Origin of the sequence: Streptomyces spectabilis (genome assembly GCF_008704795.1) — a bacterium.
Lineage (GTDB): Bacteria > Actinomycetota > Actinomycetes > Streptomycetales > Streptomycetaceae > Streptomyces > Streptomyces spectabilis.
Map to the genome: position 1 here is coordinate 1,412,244 of NZ_CP023690.1, position 15,472 is coordinate 1,427,715.

At 74.1% G+C, this 15,472-nt stretch carries 13 protein-coding genes; 5 read left to right on the forward strand and 8 right to left on the reverse strand.

Features of this window, described 5'->3' with window-relative positions; translation table 11 throughout:
- Positions 1–23 precede the first annotated feature (23 nt).
- The 3 genes from CP982_RS05505 to CP982_RS05515 form a co-directional block, all read right to left on the reverse strand.
- Positions 24–2,144, reverse strand: coding sequence for a DUF11 domain-containing protein (locus tag CP982_RS05505; RefSeq protein ID WP_150509444.1), 2,121 nt, complete (start codon positions 2,142–2,144; stop codon positions 24–26).
- Between the two features lie 88 nt (positions 2,145–2,232).
- On the reverse strand, positions 2,233–4,317 hold the full coding sequence (locus CP982_RS05510) for a lectin-like domain-containing protein (protein WP_150509445.1): 2,085 nt from the start codon (positions 4,315–4,317) through the stop codon (positions 2,233–2,235).
- The gene (locus CP982_RS05515) at positions 4,314–5,525 is read right to left on the reverse strand and encodes a DUF11 domain-containing protein (RefSeq protein WP_150509446.1); all 1,212 of its coding nucleotides are present in this window, start codon (positions 5,523–5,525) and stop codon (positions 4,314–4,316) included. Before CP982_RS05515 ends, CP982_RS05510 begins: the two co-directional genes overlap by 4 nt.
- Between CP982_RS05515 and CP982_RS05520 the strand changes: the two genes are divergently transcribed.
- Positions 5,494–5,769, forward strand: a complete 276-nt coding sequence (locus tag CP982_RS05520) for a hypothetical protein (protein WP_170316371.1) — start codon at positions 5,494–5,496, stop codon at positions 5,767–5,769. The genes CP982_RS05515 and CP982_RS05520 overlap by 32 nt on opposite strands.
- 447 nt (positions 5,770–6,216) lie before the next feature.
- On the opposite strand, the gene CP982_RS05525 is transcribed toward CP982_RS05520, so the two are convergent.
- Entirely contained in the window at positions 6,217–8,949 is a 2,733-nt protein-coding gene (locus CP982_RS05525) for a glycosyl hydrolase family 65 domain-containing protein (RefSeq protein WP_150509447.1), read from the reverse strand.
- Between the two features lie 226 nt (positions 8,950–9,175).
- Between CP982_RS05525 and CP982_RS05530 the strand changes: the two genes are divergently transcribed.
- A complete protein-coding gene (locus tag CP982_RS05530; protein WP_150509448.1) occupies positions 9,176–10,198 on the forward strand; it encodes a proline racemase family protein in 1,023 nt (340 codons plus the stop codon).
- Between the two features lie 31 nt (positions 10,199–10,229).
- Here the strand turns inward: CP982_RS05530 and CP982_RS05535 are convergent, their stop codons facing one another.
- Positions 10,230–10,823, reverse strand: coding sequence for a TetR/AcrR family transcriptional regulator (locus CP982_RS05535; RefSeq protein ID WP_212669180.1), 594 nt, complete (start codon positions 10,821–10,823; stop codon positions 10,230–10,232).
- Positions 10,824–10,905: 82 nt separating this feature from the next.
- On the opposite strand from CP982_RS05535, the gene CP982_RS05540 reads away from it, so the two are divergent.
- Positions 10,906–11,322: a VOC family protein gene (locus CP982_RS05540; protein WP_150509450.1), complete on the forward strand. Its 417-nt coding sequence runs from the start codon at positions 10,906–10,908 to the stop codon at positions 11,320–11,322.
- Positions 11,323–11,482: 160 nt separating this feature from the next.
- Complete coding sequence (locus tag CP982_RS05545) at positions 11,483–11,839, forward strand: MerR family transcriptional regulator (RefSeq protein ID WP_150509451.1); 357 nt, start codon at positions 11,483–11,485, stop codon at positions 11,837–11,839.
- Positions 11,840–11,912: 73 nt separating this feature from the next.
- Here the strand turns inward: CP982_RS05545 and CP982_RS05550 are convergent, their stop codons facing one another.
- The gene (locus CP982_RS05550; protein ID WP_150515333.1) at positions 11,913–12,557 is read right to left on the reverse strand and encodes a dihydrofolate reductase family protein; all 645 of its coding nucleotides are present in this window, start codon (positions 12,555–12,557) and stop codon (positions 11,913–11,915) included.
- Between the two features lie 87 nt (positions 12,558–12,644).
- Positions 12,645–13,220, reverse strand: a complete 576-nt coding sequence (locus tag CP982_RS05555; protein WP_150509452.1) for a TetR/AcrR family transcriptional regulator — start codon at positions 13,218–13,220, stop codon at positions 12,645–12,647.
- A 156-nt stretch (positions 13,221–13,376) separates the two neighbouring features.
- On the opposite strand from CP982_RS05555, the gene CP982_RS05560 reads away from it, so the two are divergent.
- The gene (locus CP982_RS05560; RefSeq protein WP_150509453.1) at positions 13,377–14,525 is read left to right on the forward strand and encodes an FAD-dependent oxidoreductase; all 1,149 of its coding nucleotides are present in this window, start codon (positions 13,377–13,379) and stop codon (positions 14,523–14,525) included.
- A gap of 29 nt (positions 14,526–14,554) precedes the next feature.
- Here the strand turns inward: CP982_RS05560 and prcB are convergent, their stop codons facing one another.
- The gene (prcB, locus tag CP982_RS05565; protein ID WP_150509454.1) at positions 14,555–15,400 is read right to left on the reverse strand and encodes a proteasome subunit beta; all 846 of its coding nucleotides are present in this window, start codon (positions 15,398–15,400) and stop codon (positions 14,555–14,557) included.
- Positions 15,401–15,472: the final 72 nt, after the last annotated feature.

Below are 15,472 nucleotides of genomic sequence, written 5' to 3' on the forward strand. Positions count from 1 at the left end.
TTCGTACTGACGCCGGAAGGGCGTCAGGGAATCTGCTTGGTCACCTCCAGGTCGGCCGTCGGCTTGGTGACCTTGCCTCCGGGCGGTCCGGTGGTGCTGGAGTTGTTGTCACTGACCGGGTCCTTGGTCGCCGACGACACCGTGGCCGTGTTGGCGAGGTCGTCGCCGTCACCGGTGTAGGTCGCGGCGAGCTTCACCTTGAAGACCCAGCTGACCGAGGCGCCGGGCGCCAGGGTCGCCAGCGGCCCGCAGGTGACCGTGCGGCCCGCGGTGCACGGGTCGTCCGACGAGACGAAGCGCAGCGCCGTGGGCAGGACGTCGGACACCTGGACCTGTTCGGCCTGGGACGGGCCCTTGTTGGTGACCGTCAGCGTGTAGTCGAAGGTCTCGCCGGGCGCGACGGGCGTGTCCGTGGCGGGCTTCTTCACGATCGCCAGGTCGGCGGCGGGCGCCGCGACCCCGCCGTCGGGCGGTCCCGCGGTGTCGGTGTCGTTGTCGCTGCTCGGGTCGATGTTGTCGGCGGTGACGTGGGCGGTGTTCTTGATGTCGCTGCCGTCGCCCTGGTAGGCGGGGTCGACCTTCACCGTGAGGACGTACTCCACCGTCTCGCCGACCTTGAGCGGCGTCGTGCGCCGGCAGTTCACGACCTGCCCGGAGACCGTGCAGCCCGCGGGCGACGAGGAGACGTACGACAGGCCCGCGGGCAGGTCGTCGGTGAGCTTGACGTTGTAGGCGTCGGCCGAGGGGCCCTGGTTGGTGACGGTGATCTTGTAGTCGAAGGTCTCGCCGGGGCGCGGCGCGGTGTCGCCGACGGCGGTCTTGGTCACGGCCAGGTCGGCCGTGGGCTTGTTGACCTTGCTGCCCGGCAGGCCCGCTTCGGCGCTGGTGTTGTTGGCCGGGACGGGGTCCGCCGTGTCCGATGAGACGGTCGCGGTGTTGCGGATGTCGCTGCCGTCGCCGGTGTACTCCGAGTCGAGCCGGACGGTGAACGTCCACGTCTTCGACGCGCCCGGTTCGAGGACGGCCTGCGGCCCGCAGGTGACCTCCTGCCCGGAGGCGGTGCAGCCGTCCGCCGAGCCCACGAAGGCGAGGCGCGCGGGCAGGGTGTCGGTCGCCTTCGCGTCGAGCGCCCGGGAGGGTCCGTCGTTGGTGGCGGTCACGGCGTACTCGAAGGTCTCGCCCGGCGCGATGGGCGTGGTGGTCGTGGGCTCCTTGCCCGCCCAGAGGTCGGCCCGGGGCTCGGTCACGCCGCCCGGCGGGAGCACCGCCCTGCTGGTGTTGTTGCTGAGGTCGGGGTCCTTGGAGTCGGACGTCGACGTCGCGGTGTTGCGCAGGTCGGAGCCGTCGCTCTGGTAGGCGGCGCTGAGCTTGACCCTGAACGTCCACTTCACGGAGGCGCCGGGGACGAGCTTCGCGTGCGGGCCGCACGTCACCTGCTGTCCGGACGCCGTGCAGGGGTCGGCCGACGACACGAACGTGACGCCGTCGGGCAGCGTGTCGGTGGCCTTCACGTTGCGGGCGTCCGAGAGACCGGCGTTGGAGGCCTCGATCTCGTACTCGTACTCCTCGCCGGGCACGATCGGCCCGGTGCCGAGGGCCGTCTTCACGGTCGAGACGTCCGACTCGGGCGTGAAGGGCCCGGGCGGCTTGACCGGGTCCGGCTTGTTGTTCTCCGGGTCGGGGTCGGTGGCGTCCGACGTGCCCGACGCGCTGTTGCCGAGGTCCGAGCCGTCGCCGTCGTAGGAGGAGCTCAGCCGGGCGAGGAACGTCCACTTCTTGGTCTGGCCCACGCCGAGCTGCGGCTCCGGGCCGCAGGTCACCGTGCGGCCGCTGGCCGAACAGCCGTCGGCGGACGAGACGAACGACATGCCCTCGGGCAGGGTGTCCGACGCCGTCACGTTGCGGGCCACCGAAGGCCCGTTGTTCTTGGCCGTCAGCGTGTACGTGATCAGTCCGCCGGGCGGTGTGTCCGCCCGGCCCGCCGCGGGCAGGGAGCGGCTCAGCTCCGTGGTCACCCGCGGCGCGGCGCCGGACCGCGCCGCCGCCCGCGCCGGGTCCTGGCCGGACCACTGCGGCAGCGCGCAGACCAGCGCGGCGACCGCCACGCCCACGAGGGCGCGTCGGCGATGTCGTGTCGTACTCATCTCACATCGGTTCCGTTCGTGCTCCGGTCGCGTACACCGCTGTACGGACGCGCAAAGGGGAGGTGTCCCGCCACCGCGGCGGGACCCGTCATGCGGGGGTGTTCTCGGCCGTCTTGCCGAATTCGAGGTCGGCGGTCGGCGGCTTGACCTTGCCGCCGGGCACGGTGGCGCTGCCGCTGTTGTTGCCGGTGTCGGGGTCGGCGGTGTCGGCGTCGGCCGTGGCGACGTTGAGGACGTCCGTGCCGTCGCCGCTGTAGTCGGCGTTGAGCCGCACCCGGAACGTCCACGACACGGAGGCTCCCGGCGCCAGGGTCGCGACCGGTCCGCAGCTGACCGTGCGACCCGACAGCGTGCAGGCGTCGGCGGACGACACGAAGGCGAGCGAGGTCGGCAGGGGGTCCGTGACCTTGACGGCGCGGGCGACGGACGGGCCCTTGTTGGTGACCGTCACCGTGTACGCGTACTCCTCGCCCGGGGCGATCTGCGCGGTGGTCGTCGTCTTCTTGACGGTCGCGAGGTCGGCGGCGGGCGCCCGCACCCCGCCGGGCGGCGTGGCCTCCGTACTGGTGTTGTTCGCCGTGTTCGGGTCGGTGACGCCGTGCGTGACCTTCGCGACGTTGCCGAGATCGGAGCCGTCGCCCTGGTACGCGGCGTCGAGCTTGACGCGGAACGTCCAGGACACCGAGGCGCTCGCGGCCAGCCTGCCCCTGGTGGGGCAGGTGACGGTCTGTCCGGACGCGGTACAGCCGTCGGCGGAGGACACGAACGTCAGGCCGGTCGGCAGGGTGTCGGTGACCTTGACGTCGGTGGTGTCGGAGGGCCCGTTGTCGCGGACGGTGATCCGGTACTCGAACTCCTCACCGGGGCGCACCGGGCCCTTGCCGACACCCTCCTTGACGATCGACGCGTCGGCTCGCGCCGTGACGGTCGTGGAGGCGGTCGCCGTGTTGTCGGCCGGGTCGGTGTCGGTCCGGTCGCCGGGGGCGATGACGGTCGCCGTGTTGGTCAGGGTCGTCGGCTGGGCCGGGGCGGTGCCGGTGACGGTGTAGGTCACGGTGCCGCTGCGGGCCAGGTCGGCGGTGGTGTCGAGGGGGCCGGTGCCGGAGGCCTTGCCGCAGGCGCTGCCGCTGCTCGCCGAGCACGTCCACGTCACGTCGGTGAGCCCGGGGGCGGCGTCCTTCACGGCCGCGCCGGTGACCGCGTTGGCGTCGCTGTTGGTGACGGTGACGGTGTACGTGAGGGGTCTGCTCCCGGCCGCGGCGGTGGCGGGCTTGCCGGACGTGGCGATGCTGAGGTCCGTCGGGACGTTGATCTTGAGGTCGCCGATCTCGTGGTTGTTCGTGGCGCCGCCGGTGCCCGCGGAGAAGCCGACGCGCAGGGTGGACGGAAGGGCGGGCTGACCGGTGACGGTCGACACGTCGAAGTCGCTGATGACCTTGGTGAAGTCGGTGCCGGGTCCCGAGTCGGACCAGACCGACACAAGGAGCTTGCCGCCTTGGGGCTGCACGGTGACCCGCACGGTGCGGAAGTTGGCGCGGCTGCCCGTCTCGACCGTGCTGCCGGGACCGCTGGCCGCCGTGCCGTACTTGTAGCCGGAGGTGCCGTTGCCGCCGCCGCGCAGCACGATCTTGTTGGCCTGGGTGCCGGGGCCGCTCGCCCCGGTCATGCTCGCCGAGAAGTTGCCGAACTCGTCGATGCCGACGCCGAGGAACGCGCCGGGCACGCCGTTGCTCGTGCAGCGCGACGCGGTGCCTGAGCAGGCGTAGCCGAGGGCGCCGCCCAGCGCTCCGGTGCCGGTGGCCGCCGAACCGTCGGCGAGGAAGAACGCCATTCCGTCGCCGCGCTTGCCGTCGAAGGCGGTGCCGCCGTAGGTGGCGTAGGTGAACTCGGCGACGATGCCGAGGCTCGTGGGGAACGAGTCCTTCATCTGCCACGAACCGGCCTTGGACGTCTGGGCGGGGGTGAGCCGCAGCCAGCCGTTCTGATAGGTGGCGCTGCCCGTGGCGGTGCCCAGGTCGTTGCCGTTGTCGAAGCTCTCGTGGACCGGGAAGGCCAGCTCCGCCCGCGCGAGGGAGGCCGCCGCCGGGGCGAGCGCCCCGCAGAGCAGGGCGCCGAGCGCGAGCAGCAGGGCGGCGAGCCGTCGCGGGCCCGCCGGGTGCCGGGAGGTCGTCATCGCCGCGGCCCCTCCCCCGCCCCGCGGCGCCGCACGGCCGCCACCAGGAGGCCGCCGCAGGTCACCGCCGCGCCCGCGACCCAGCCGAGCCAGGCGGGCACCTCACGGCCGGTGTCCGGCAGTTCGCCGTGGTCGCCGGTCCTGACGTACACCGTGTACGGCGGGTTCTGGTTGTCGCTCGGGTCCGGGTCCTTCGTCGTGGAGGTGACCGTGGCGACGTTCTCGATCCTGCCGAGGTGGCGGGTCTGCGCCGTCGCCACGCGGACGGTGAGCGCGTACGAGACCGAAGCGCCCGAGGCGAGCCGGTCGGGGCCCGGGCAGACGACGAGGCGTCCGCCGCCGTCCGGGGCGCAGCCGTCCGGGGAGCCGACGAAGCGCAGGCCCGCGGGCAGCGGGTCGGTCACCCGAAGGCCGCGCGCCGTGCCGGGACCGTTGTTGTGCACGGTGATCCGGTACGTGAAGGTCTCGCCGGGCCGCACCCAGGAGCGGCCGTCGGGCAGCACGGCCGTCTTGGTCAGCGACAGGTCGGCGCGGGCCCAGTCCGGCGGAACGGGCAGGCCGGTCACGGACGTGGTGTTGTTGCTCGCGTCGGGGTCGCGGGTCTGCGAGGACACCGAGGCCAGGTTCACGATGTCCCGGCCGTCGCCCTCGTAGTCGTCGGCGAGGCGCACGGTCACCACCCAGGTGTGGGACGCGCCGACGGCCAGCTCCGGCAGGGGGCCGCAGGTGACGGTCCGTCCGCTCGCGGTGCAGCCGTCCGCCGACGAGACGAAGACGAGGGCGTCCGGGAGCCGGTCCTGGACCGTGACGCCGACGGCCTGCGAGGGGCCGTGGTTGACGGCGGTGATGCGGTAGTCGTACACGCCGTCCGGCGCCGGGGCCGAGCCCGCGGCGCGCCGCTCCGGGCCCGCCCCGGGGCGCGAGCGGACCTCCAGGTCGGCCCTGGCGGCCGACGCCGGGCGGCCGCGGTGCTTGCGGGCTTCCGGGGACCGCGACGGCGGCGGGGCGGACGCCCGTGGGGTGGTGCGCCCGGGCTCCGCCTCGTCGCGCGGAACCGGCGGGTCGTGCGGGGCGCGCGGGGCGCGCGGGGGCGGGCCCGTCCGCGCGGGGGCCGCGGCCGACCGGGCGGGCGAAGCCTCGCGGGGCAGCGCCTGCGGGCCCTGCCGCGGCGTGCCCGTGCCCGTGCGGGACGCCGAGGCCGAGGGCACCGGCGTAGCGGCGGGCGTGCCCGAGGGGGCGGCCGATGCCGCCGGGGTCGGCGAGGCGGACGCGGGCAGGGACCCCGAGGGCGAGGGCGACGCGCCCGCGCTGGGTGACGCGGCGTCACCGGAGGGCGGGGGCGGGGGCGCGGACGCGGATGCGGGCGCGGACGCGGACGACGCGGACGCGGACGGCGGCACCTCGGCGGCCGCCGAGCCGGTCGCCGAGCCGGACACCGGACCTGATGCCTGACCTGCCACCGGACCTGACGCCGGGCCAGGCGGCGCGCTCGACGGCGACGGAGTCGGCGAGGCCGCGAGGGCGGCCGCCGTGACCGCCGCGGCGGGCGGCGCGACCAGGGCCGCCGCACCGGCCGCGAGGGCCACCGCGCCGCGCGGCCAACGGCGCGCGGCCGGGCGCCGTCCGAGGTTGTGTTGCATCGAGAGACCCCTTCGCATCGGGCACGGCAAGACGGCACTGGCACCGTTCCGGTCCGGCCGAAACGCAAGATCTGTTTATCCGACTTTTCCCGCTTTGAGATGATCAAGGGATGCGAACGAGTGAGAACGGATCACCGAACAGCCCAGCGAGAGCCCCGCCCTGAGGCTCCGTGAGGCCCCGCGAGGGGGCGGAATACGACGAGACCCCGGGCCGTGGGGCCCGGGGTCTCGTCGGTGCGGGAGTGGCGGACGGCGGCGGCTAACGCACGGTCAGCTCCGTGATGCCCGGCCGCTCCTCGGCCCCGGGCTCGCCGCGCACCGTCACCCGCACGTACCGGGCGAGCCGCGGGGAGTCGGCCGTCCGGTACCAGTGCCGCCCGTCGAGGGAGACCTCGACGTCGTGGGACACCGGCTCGGTCCCGGTCCACGTCGGCGTGACCCCACCGACCCGGACGGGCTCGCCCAGGTCCGCCGTGAGGGCGCCGGTCGCCTTGTCCGGCACCCAGGCGGTGGCCGTGTTGCCGTCGACGGCGGCGCCCGCGTACATGCCGGGCTCCTCCGACGACGCCTTCGCGGCGACGCACCGGGCCGCGTTGTCGGTGGGCGCGAGGTCGGGGCGCCGGGTCTTGAGGACGACCGGCGCGCCCTCGCTGACGATCTGCTCGCCCTGCGGCGTGTCGAGCGTCATCGGCTTCCCGCCGGTGAGCCGCACCGTGGTGCGACGGGCGCCGATCTCGATGTCGTACGTACGGCCCTGCCAGGTCAGGCCGCGCAGCGCGACGCCCTCGTCGAACTGCGGGGGCAGCATCGGGTCGAGGCGGAGCCGGTCCTCGCGCATGCGCATGCCGGTCAGGCCCTGCGTGAAGGTCTGCAGGAAGCCGCCCTTGCCGGTGAGGAAGTCGTGCGCGGGCGAGCCCGACAGCGGGTCCTCGGCCCCGGCCTTGTCCCCGCGCGCCTCGGAGAACTGCGCGAACGGGCCGCGCACGAAGGGCTTGATGGAGCGCTCCATGTACGTGTACGTGGAGCAGCCCGGCTCGCCGATCCCGGCGGCGTCGACGGCGTGCACCGAGTCCGTCATGGCGGGGCCGTCGGGGTCGGTGCGCTGCGCGTAGTAGTCGAGCGTGGCGGCCGCGGCGCCCTCGGGCATCCGCCACTCCAGCGGATACATCAGCAGGACCGTGTCGGCCTGCTTGATCTTGCCGCCCCGGTAGCCGTCGTACTGCTCGAAGACCTTGCGCCGGGCGTCGTACGGGATGCGGATCTTGTCGGCGACGCGCGTCCAGGAGGCGGGGGCCCGCTCGCCGATGAGGGCCGCGGCGCGCGTGGCGTGGCGCAGCGCGGTGACGGCGCCCGCGTTGGTGAACACCGCGTCGTCGACGCCGTTGCTGTACTCGTCGGGGCCCGCGGTGTCCTTGATCGAGTAGCTGCCGTCGGCGTTGCGGCTGACCCGGCCCGCCCAGAACTCGGCGATGCCCTTCAGCACCGGCCAGCCGCGCTCGCGCAGCCAGGTGGTGTCCTTGGTGGCCAGGTAGTACTGCCAGGTCGCCAGGGAGACGTCGGACTGGAGGTGGATCTGCGTGCGGCAGTGCGGCGGGTCGACGCTGTGGCACTCCTTGGCGAGGTTGCCCGAACTGCCGCTGTTCCAGGGGTAGAAGAGCCCCTTGTAGCCGAGGGAGCGGGCGTTGGCGCGGGCGGCCGCGCGGGTGCGGTAGCGGTAGTCGACGACGGACCTGGCGAGCTCGGGCCGGGTGGCGAGCAGCCCCGGGTACATCCAGGTCTCGGCGTCCCAGAAGATCAGGCCCGCGTAGTTGTCGCTGGTCAGGCCCGCCGGGGCGATGCTGTTCGCGGCGCCCTCGCGGGTGCTGGAGAGCAGCCCGTACTGGGCGGAGCGCACCCACGTCTGCCAGTCGCGCCGCCCCGGCACCTCGATGTCGCTGCGCCAGAGGCGGGCCCAGGCGGCGGTGTGGGCGCGCAGCAACGCGTCCCAGCCGCGCGCCGCGGCGCGGCGGGCGGCCGCGGTGGCGTCCTCGCGCGGCGCGCGCGAGGTCAGGGCGGTGTCGACGCCCACGTACTTGGTGAGTTCGTAGGTCCGGCCCGCGCGCACCGGCAGGGTGAGGCTCTGCCGTGCGGTCAGCCCGCGGGCGGGGGCCGCCCTGCGCTCCCGGGCGTCGTGCACACCGCGCCCGGCGCGCAGGGTGGAGGCGACGGCGCCGTCGACCTTCGTGCCGTCCGTGCGGAAGGCGACGTCCATGGCGGGTCCGGAGCGGCCGTGCCGGTCGCCGCCGGTCCGGTCCCCGCCGCCGGTCTGCCGCACGCGCCGGGCGCCCCGGCCGTCGACGAGGTCGGTGACGGTCGCCTCGCCGCTCCAGTGCGGCCGCACCAGCAGGCGTACGGCGCCGACGTGCGGGTTCGCGCGGTCGGCGACCACCTCGTAGGTCAGGTCGGTCCTGCGGCCGTCGGCGGCGGTCCAGGTCAGGGTGGTCCGCACGAGGCCGCAGCGCATGAGGAGACGCTGCCGATAGGCGGAGACGCGGCCGGGCGGCGTCGAAGAGTTGAAGGTGTCGCCGCGCTCCCCGCCGGTGGTGACGGTGAGCGGGGTCCAGGTGGGAAGGGCGGCGACGGCCTGCCGGTCCGCCGCGGTACGCGGATGGTGGGCGTACAGACCCGACACGAAGGAGCCGTCGTAGCGCGGGGTGTACAGCGGCCAGCCGGTCTTGGCCTCGCTGTCGGTGTACCCGGCGCCGTTGGGCGGGACGCGCTGCCCCAGATAGCCGTTGCCGACGAAGGCGTGGTGGGAGTCCTTGGGGTCGATGCGGGTGCTGTCGAGGGACCAGCCCTCGCCCGTGGGGCAGTTGGCGGGCGTGGCGGTGGACGCCGCGCGCCGCTCCGGCTGCGAGCTGGCGGTGGGCGGGACGGCGGCGAGGAGCACCCCGGCGAGCGCCGCCGCGGACAGACGGGCGGCGCGGGACCGCGTGACCAGGGAGTACGTCATTGTTCTCCGTCATGGTGATCTGCGAGGGTCCACGGACCATAAATTTTGTGAACGAGTCACGTCAATATCCGCGCACCATCAATCAAGTCCTTAAGTCAAGAGGGGGAGATTGCGCCATCCGGCCCCCGTCGGTCCGCCCGCCACGCGTTCGGCCCGCCGCCGGAGCCGGGTAGCCTCCCCCGGGCCCGGACCGTCCGACGCCCTTGCTGCCGCCCGGAGTTCACCCGTGACCGACGTGCGCACCATCGACTACCACACCGCAGGCGAGCCCTTCCGCATCGTGCGCGAGGGGCTGCCGCCGATCCCCGGCGACACCGTCGCCGAGCGCTTCGCCACCGCCGTCGGCGCGGGCGGCGCTCCCACCGCGCCGCGCCGCGGGCCGCTCGACGACGTCCGCCGGCTGCTGGTCCGCGAGCCCCGGGGCCACTCCGGCATGTACGGCTGTTTCGTGATCCCCGCCGACGACGAAGGCGCCCACTTCGGCGCCCTGTTCTGGCACAAGGACGGGTACTCGACGGCCTGCGGCCACGGCACGATGGCGCTCGGCGCCTGGGCCGTCGACGAGGGGATCGTGGCCGCGCCCGCCGACGGCTCCGTCCAGGTCCGCGTCGACGTGCCGTCCGGGCGCGTCGCCGCCACCGTGCACCGGGCGGGCGGCCGCACGACGGGCGTCACCTTCCGGAACGTGCCCGCCCGCGTCACCGCGCGCGGCGTGCGCGTCAGCACCGGGGCGGGCCCCGTCGACGCCGCCCTCGTCCACGCCGGGGCGTGCTACGCCTCCGTGCCCGCCGCCGCGCTCGGGCTCACCGTGGACCGCGCGACGCTGCCCCGCCTCGTCGCCGCGGGGCAGGAGATCCGGTCCGCCCTCGCCGGCCACCCCGGCAGCCTCGACCCCGCGCGCCCCCATCTGTCGGGCGTCTACGGCGTCGTCTTCCACGAAGAGCTGCCGCGCCGCCCCGAGGGGCCCGTCCAGCGCAACGTCACCGTCTTCGCCGACGGGCAGTTCGACCGCTCCCCGTGCGGCTCGGGCACGTCGGCCCGGCTCGCCCTGCTCGCCGCCGACGGGCTGCTCGCCCCGGACGAGGTGCTGCGCCACGAGTCGATCGCGGGCACGGTCTTCACCGGCCGCGCGCTCCCCGCCACGGGCCCGGGTACGGTCACGGAGACCACCGGCCGGTCCTTCCGCACCGGGGAGCACCGCTTCGTCCTCGACCCGCACGACGAGCTGCCGGAAGGGTTCCTGCCCTAGAGCCCGCCCGGGGCCGCGCCCGCGCCGCGCCTCAGCCGGTGCGCAACCCGTCGAGCAGCCGCTCCAGGGCGGCCTGGGTGCGGGCCAGGTCCTCCGGGTCCGTCGAGGAGGCCAGCCACAGAGCCGCCTCGTTCATCGCGCCCGACAGCAGGTGGGACAGCGGGGCGACGGGCTGAGGACTCAGCACTCCGCTGTCGACGAGGTCGGCGAGCGCGTCGTCGAGGTGCCGGACGGAGGCGGCTTCGTCCATGGCCCGCCACGCGCTCCAGCCGAGCACCGCGGGCCCGTCGACGAGCATGACGCGCTGGACCTCGGGCGCGGCGGTCGCGGCGAGGAACGCCCGGCAGCCGGCCGTGAGCCGCGCCCAGGGGTCGCCGTGCGCGTCGGCCGCGTCGGCGACGCGGCGGCCCACCTCCTGCTGCACCTCCTCCAGGACCGCGCGGAAGAGATCGGCCTTGTCCGTGAAGTGGTGGTACAGCGCGCCCTTGGTGACCTCCGCGGAGCGGACGATCTCCGCGAGGCCCACGGCCGCGTATCCACGGGCGGCGAAGAGCCGCCGCCCTTCCGCCACGAGCCGCCCGCGCGTGTGCTCCCGCTGCCGGGCCCGGATGCCCTGCTCCGCCATCAGCCCTCCCTCGCATTGACATACCGATGGTACGCGAATAGGTTCGTTCGCATACCGATGGTATGCGAACTAGGGGGTCCAGATGAAACTGACCGGCTTCTACCCCGCGATCGGCACCGCGCGACTGCGGGAGTCCCACGCCTTCTACACCCGACTCCTCGGATTCGAGACGGCTTTCGAGGCCGACTGGTACGTGAGCCTGCGGCGCCCGGGCGACTCCCCCTACGAGCTGGCCCTGCTCGACCACACCCACTCGACGATCCCGGAGGGCTTTCGCGCCCCCGCGCGGGGCCTGCTCCTCAACTTCGAGGTGGAGGACGTGGACGCGGAGTGGGAGCGGCTCGTCGTCCGCGGCGGCCTGCGCCCCGAACTCGCCCTCCGCAGCGAGGACTTCGGTCAGCGCCACTTCATCGTGGCCGACCCGAACGGCGTCCTGATCGACGTCATCACCCCCATCGCCCCGGCGGGTGAGTTCGCCGCACAGTACGTCGACGACTGAGTCCGGCCCGGCCGGGTCCGGCCACCGCGACGATGCCGACGAGCAGCCGGGCGGGGTCGCCGCCCACGCCAAAGGTGCCGCGCCGGCGGTAGGGTGGAAACTGTCATCCATGTCAGGTTCCCGCGCGGCCGCGGACCTGTGACGGCGAGCGAGGTGGACGATGCGGATCGGCGAACTGTCCCGGCGCACCGGGGTGAGCGAACGCTCCCTGCGCTACTACGAGAAGCAGGGGCTGCTGGCGGCCGAGCGCACGCCCGGCGGCCACCGCGAGTACGCCGACAGCGCGGTCGACCGGGTCATCCGCATCCAGGAGCTGTTCGCCGCGGGCCTGTGCAGCTCGAAGATCGTGCATCTGCTGCCCTGCATCCGGGACACGGACGGGGGGCCTTCCGAGACGGCGACCCCGTTCCTGGTGGCCCAGCTCAGCGAGGAGCGGGACCGCATCAACCGCATGATCGGCGATCTGGTGCGGTCCCGCGACATCCTGGACGAGGTGATCGAGGCGGCGACCGGCTGAGCCGGCACGCCACCCCGCCGCCCCGCCGGCCCTCCGGCCGCCCGCGCCCGGAGCGGCCCCGGCCGCCTCCGGGTCACCTCCGCCAGAACAAGTGGTGCGTCACCCCGCTCGGGCTCGGCACGACGTCGAGGTGGTACCGGTCGAGCAGTTCGTCGGGCGACTTCCAGAGCCGGGACCCGCACCCCAGCTCCACCTGTGAGACCGCCACGTGCAGAGTGTCGACGAGGCCCGCGTCGAGGAACTCCCGGATGGTGGCGGCCCCGCCGCCGAGCCGCACGTCCTTGCCCCCCGCCGCCTCCTTCGCCCGCTCCAGGACGGCGGCCGGATCGTCGTCCACGAAGTGGAACGTGGTGTCGGAGAGGGTGAACGAAGGGCGCGGGTGGTGCGTCATGACGAACACCGGCGTACGGAACGGGGGTTCGTCGCCCCACCAGCCGCGCCAGTCGAGGTTCTCCCAGGGGCCGCGCTGGGGACCGAACTTGTTGCGGCCCATGATCTCGGCGCCGATGCCCCGCGCGTAGTCCCGCGTGAAGTAGTCGTCAAGGCCGCGGCTCCCGCCGGGGTCCGTGCGCATCGGCCAGCTTGCCGTGGCACCGGCCCAGGCGAACATGGCCCCGGGGTCGGCGTGGCCGAAGGGCCGCTCCAGGCTCTGGTCCTCCCCCGCGCCGAATCCGTCCCGCGAGACGTTGAAGTTCTGCACTCTCAACAGCTGACCCATGGGTCCCTCCAGTGTCGTCGACACGGGTGAGACTCCCCAGCCCTCAAGAACTCATCGGCCGCGGCCGGGCCCGTTGACCCGCGCGCACTAGCTGGGACCCCAGCCGTCCCCGAGGAGCGCGAAGGCGGCGTCCAGCGCGCGCTCGGGATCGTCAGCGCGCAGGGCGAACGCCGATGCCTCCAGGGCGAAGTGGGCGAAGGCGGCGCACCGGTAGTCGTCGGGCCGGGCGCCGGTGGACTCGGCGACGGCGCGGGCGAGGGCGTCCTGGTGGCGCATCCACATGCGGTGCCCGTACGCGCTCAGGGCCGGAGTGTCGTTGACCAGACGCAGGAAGGCGGCGAACCGCGCGTCCCCGCCACCGGCGTCGATCCGTACCCGCTTGACGTACGCGCACAGCGCCTCGGGGACGCCCTGCCCTTCCGGCCGGTCGCGGACGGCGGCGACGAGCCCGGCCTCCTGCTCGGTGTCCTCGTCGAAGACGAGCGCTTCCTTGGTGGGGAAGTACTTGAGCAGCGTGGTGGTCGACACGTCCACGGCGTCCGCGATGTCGCGGATGGTGACGTCGTCGTAGCCGCGGTCGAGGAACAGGGCCAGGGCCGTGTCGGCGAGGGCGCGGCGGGTGGCGGCCTTCTTGCGCTCGCGGCGCCCGGCGGTGGCAGTCATGTCTGCATCTTACAGAAACACCACTGAGGCAAAAAGTTGTGTCGTTGCACTTTCTGTATGAGTGTGTTTTTGTGGCCGCGCGCTCCTCACCGCACCGCGCGCTCCTCACCCCGCGATCCGCACCGCGCGCTCCACACCTTGAGAGAAGGCACCTCCATGAACGCCACCGTCCCCCGCATCGCGATCGTCGGAGCCGGGCCCGGCGGGCTGATCTGCGCCCGCGTCCTCCAGCGGCACGGCATCCCCGTCACGGTCCACGACCTCGACGCCTCTCCCGCAGCCCGGGACCAGGGCGGCACCCTGGACATGCACCCCGGCACGGGCCAAGCCGCCCTGCGCGCCGCCGGCCTGCTCGCCGACTTCCTCGCCCTGGCCCGGCCCGAGGGGCAGCAGATGCGCGTGGTCGGCGCCGACGGCCGGATCGTGTTCGACGGCACCCCGCCCGAGGCCGACACCTCCGAGGGCACCCCCGAGATCGACCGCGGGCGACTGCGCGGCCTGCTCCTCGGCTCCCTCGCACCCGGCACCGTGCGCTGGGGCCACCGGCTCACCCGCGTCGAGCCTGTCGGCGACGGCGTCCACCGGCTGCGCTTCGCCGACGGCACGAGCACCGACGCCGACCTCGTCATCGGCGCCGACGGCGCCTGGTCGAAGGTCCGCCCGCTCCTGACGGGCGCGCTGCCCCGCTACACCGGAGTCACCTTCGTCGAGACCGGCTTCGACGACGTCGACACCCGCCACCCGCGCCTCGCCGCCCTCACCGGCGCGGGCACCATGATGGCCCTCCACGACCGGCGGGGCTTCGTCGCCCAGCGCAACAGCGGCGGACACATCCGCGTGTACGTGGCCCTGCGCGCCGACGAGGACTGGCATCGGCGGGCGGGCGTCGACCTCGCCGACACCGCCGCCGTGCGCGCCGCCCTCCTGAGCCAATTCACCGGCTGGAGCGACCGGCTGCTCGGCTTCATCACCGACACCGACACGGGCTACGTCAACCGGCCTCTGTACGCGCTGCCCGTCCCCCACATCTGGAAGCCGACGCCCGGCCTCACGCTCCTGGGAGACGCCGCCCACCTCATGGCGCCGTTCTCCGGCGTGGGCGCCAACCTCGCCATGCTCGACGGCGCGGACCTGGCCCGGGCCCTCATCGACCGCACCACCGTCGAACAGGCGGTCGCCGCCTACGAGAAGGTCCTCCTGCCGCGGTCCGCCGAAGCCGCCGAAGGAGCGGCCGGGGCCGTCGACGACGCCTTCGGCCCCGACGGCGCGGAGCGGGTCCTCGCCCATCTGACCGGGGCCCGGTGACCCCCGCGGCGCCCCGTATCGGCGGCGGCTCAGAGCACGGGCGCGCGCGGGCCGTTCGGCGCCTCCAGGCGCCCGTCCACCACGGACCGGGCCACCTCGGCCACCTCGTCCTGCGCCAGCTGCCGGTAGCCGTCCTCGGTGACCAGGCACACGCGCGGGAACAGACGGCGGGTGAGGTCGGGCCCGCCCGTGGCCGAGTCGTCGTCCGCGGCGTCGTACAGCGCCTGCACGGCGGCCAGGACGATGTCGGCCTCGGACATGCCCGGGCGGTAGAGCTTCTTCAGCGAGCCGCGGGCGTAGACCGAGCCCGAGCCGGTGGCGGCGGTCTCCCGCTCCTCGTTGCGCCCGCCCGTGACGTCGTACGAGAAGACGCGGCCCACGCCCTTGTCCAGGTCGTACCCGGCGAACAGCGGGACGACGGCCAGACCCCGCAGCGCCATGCCGAGATTGCCGCGGACCAGCGTGGTGAGGCGGTTCGCCTTGCCGGGCAGGGACAGGGCGGTGCCCTCGATCTTCTCGTGGTGCTCCAGTTCGAGCTGGAAGAGCTTGACGAGTTCGACGGCGATGCCCGCCGTGCCCGCGATGGCTATCGCGGAGTACCCGTCGGCGGGGAAGACCTTGTCGTACTCGCGGTGCGCGATGACGTTGCCCGCCGTGACGCGGCGGTCGCCCGCGACCAGGACGCCGTCCGCGTACGTGGCCGCGACGATGGTGGTGCCGTGCGGCGCCTCGAAGCCGTCGTGCGGGGCGGGCAGGGCGCGGTGGGCGGGCAGCGCGTCGGGCGCGTGCGCCGCGAGGAAGTCCACGAAGGACGAGGTCCCGGGCGCGAGGAAGGCGGGCGGCAGACCACCAGTGCCGTGCGGACCGGAATTCATGCGCGCGCCTCCCGTACCTGCCGACGGATCTCGCGACGCACCCTACCCGCGACCCCAATCGGGTAACCCCGG

Excerpts from the sequence above, each read along its gene's own strand:
- CP982_RS05505 (WP_150509444.1), bottom strand. The coding sequence starts at position 2,144 with ATGAGTACGACACGACATCGCCGACGCGCCCTCGTGGGCGTGGCGGTC.
- CP982_RS05510 (WP_150509445.1), bottom strand. The coding sequence starts at position 4,317 with ATGACGACCTCCCGGCACCCGGCGGGCCCGCGACGGCTCGCCGCCCTG.
- CP982_RS05525 (WP_150509447.1), bottom strand. The coding sequence starts at position 8,949 with ATGACGTACTCCCTGGTCACGCGGTCCCGCGCCGCCCGTCTGTCCGCG.
- CP982_RS05535 (WP_212669180.1), bottom strand. The coding sequence starts at position 10,823 with ATGGCGGAGCAGGGCATCCGGGCCCGGCAGCGGGAGCACACGCGCGGG.
- CP982_RS05540 (WP_150509450.1), top strand. The coding sequence starts at position 10,906 with ATGAAACTGACCGGCTTCTACCCCGCGATCGGCACCGCGCGACTGCGG.
- CP982_RS05545 (WP_150509451.1), top strand. The coding sequence starts at position 11,483 with ATGCGGATCGGCGAACTGTCCCGGCGCACCGGGGTGAGCGAACGCTCC.
- CP982_RS05550 (WP_150515333.1), bottom strand. The coding sequence starts at position 12,557 with ATGGGTCAGCTGTTGAGAGTGCAGAACTTCAACGTCTCGCGGGACGGA.
- CP982_RS05555 (WP_150509452.1), bottom strand. The coding sequence starts at position 13,220 with ATGACTGCCACCGCCGGGCGCCGCGAGCGCAAGAAGGCCGCCACCCGC.
- CP982_RS05560 (WP_150509453.1), top strand. The coding sequence starts at position 13,377 with ATGAACGCCACCGTCCCCCGCATCGCGATCGTCGGAGCCGGGCCCGGC.
- prcB (WP_150509454.1), bottom strand. The coding sequence starts at position 15,400 with ATGAATTCCGGTCCGCACGGCACTGGTGGTCTGCCGCCCGCCTTCCTC.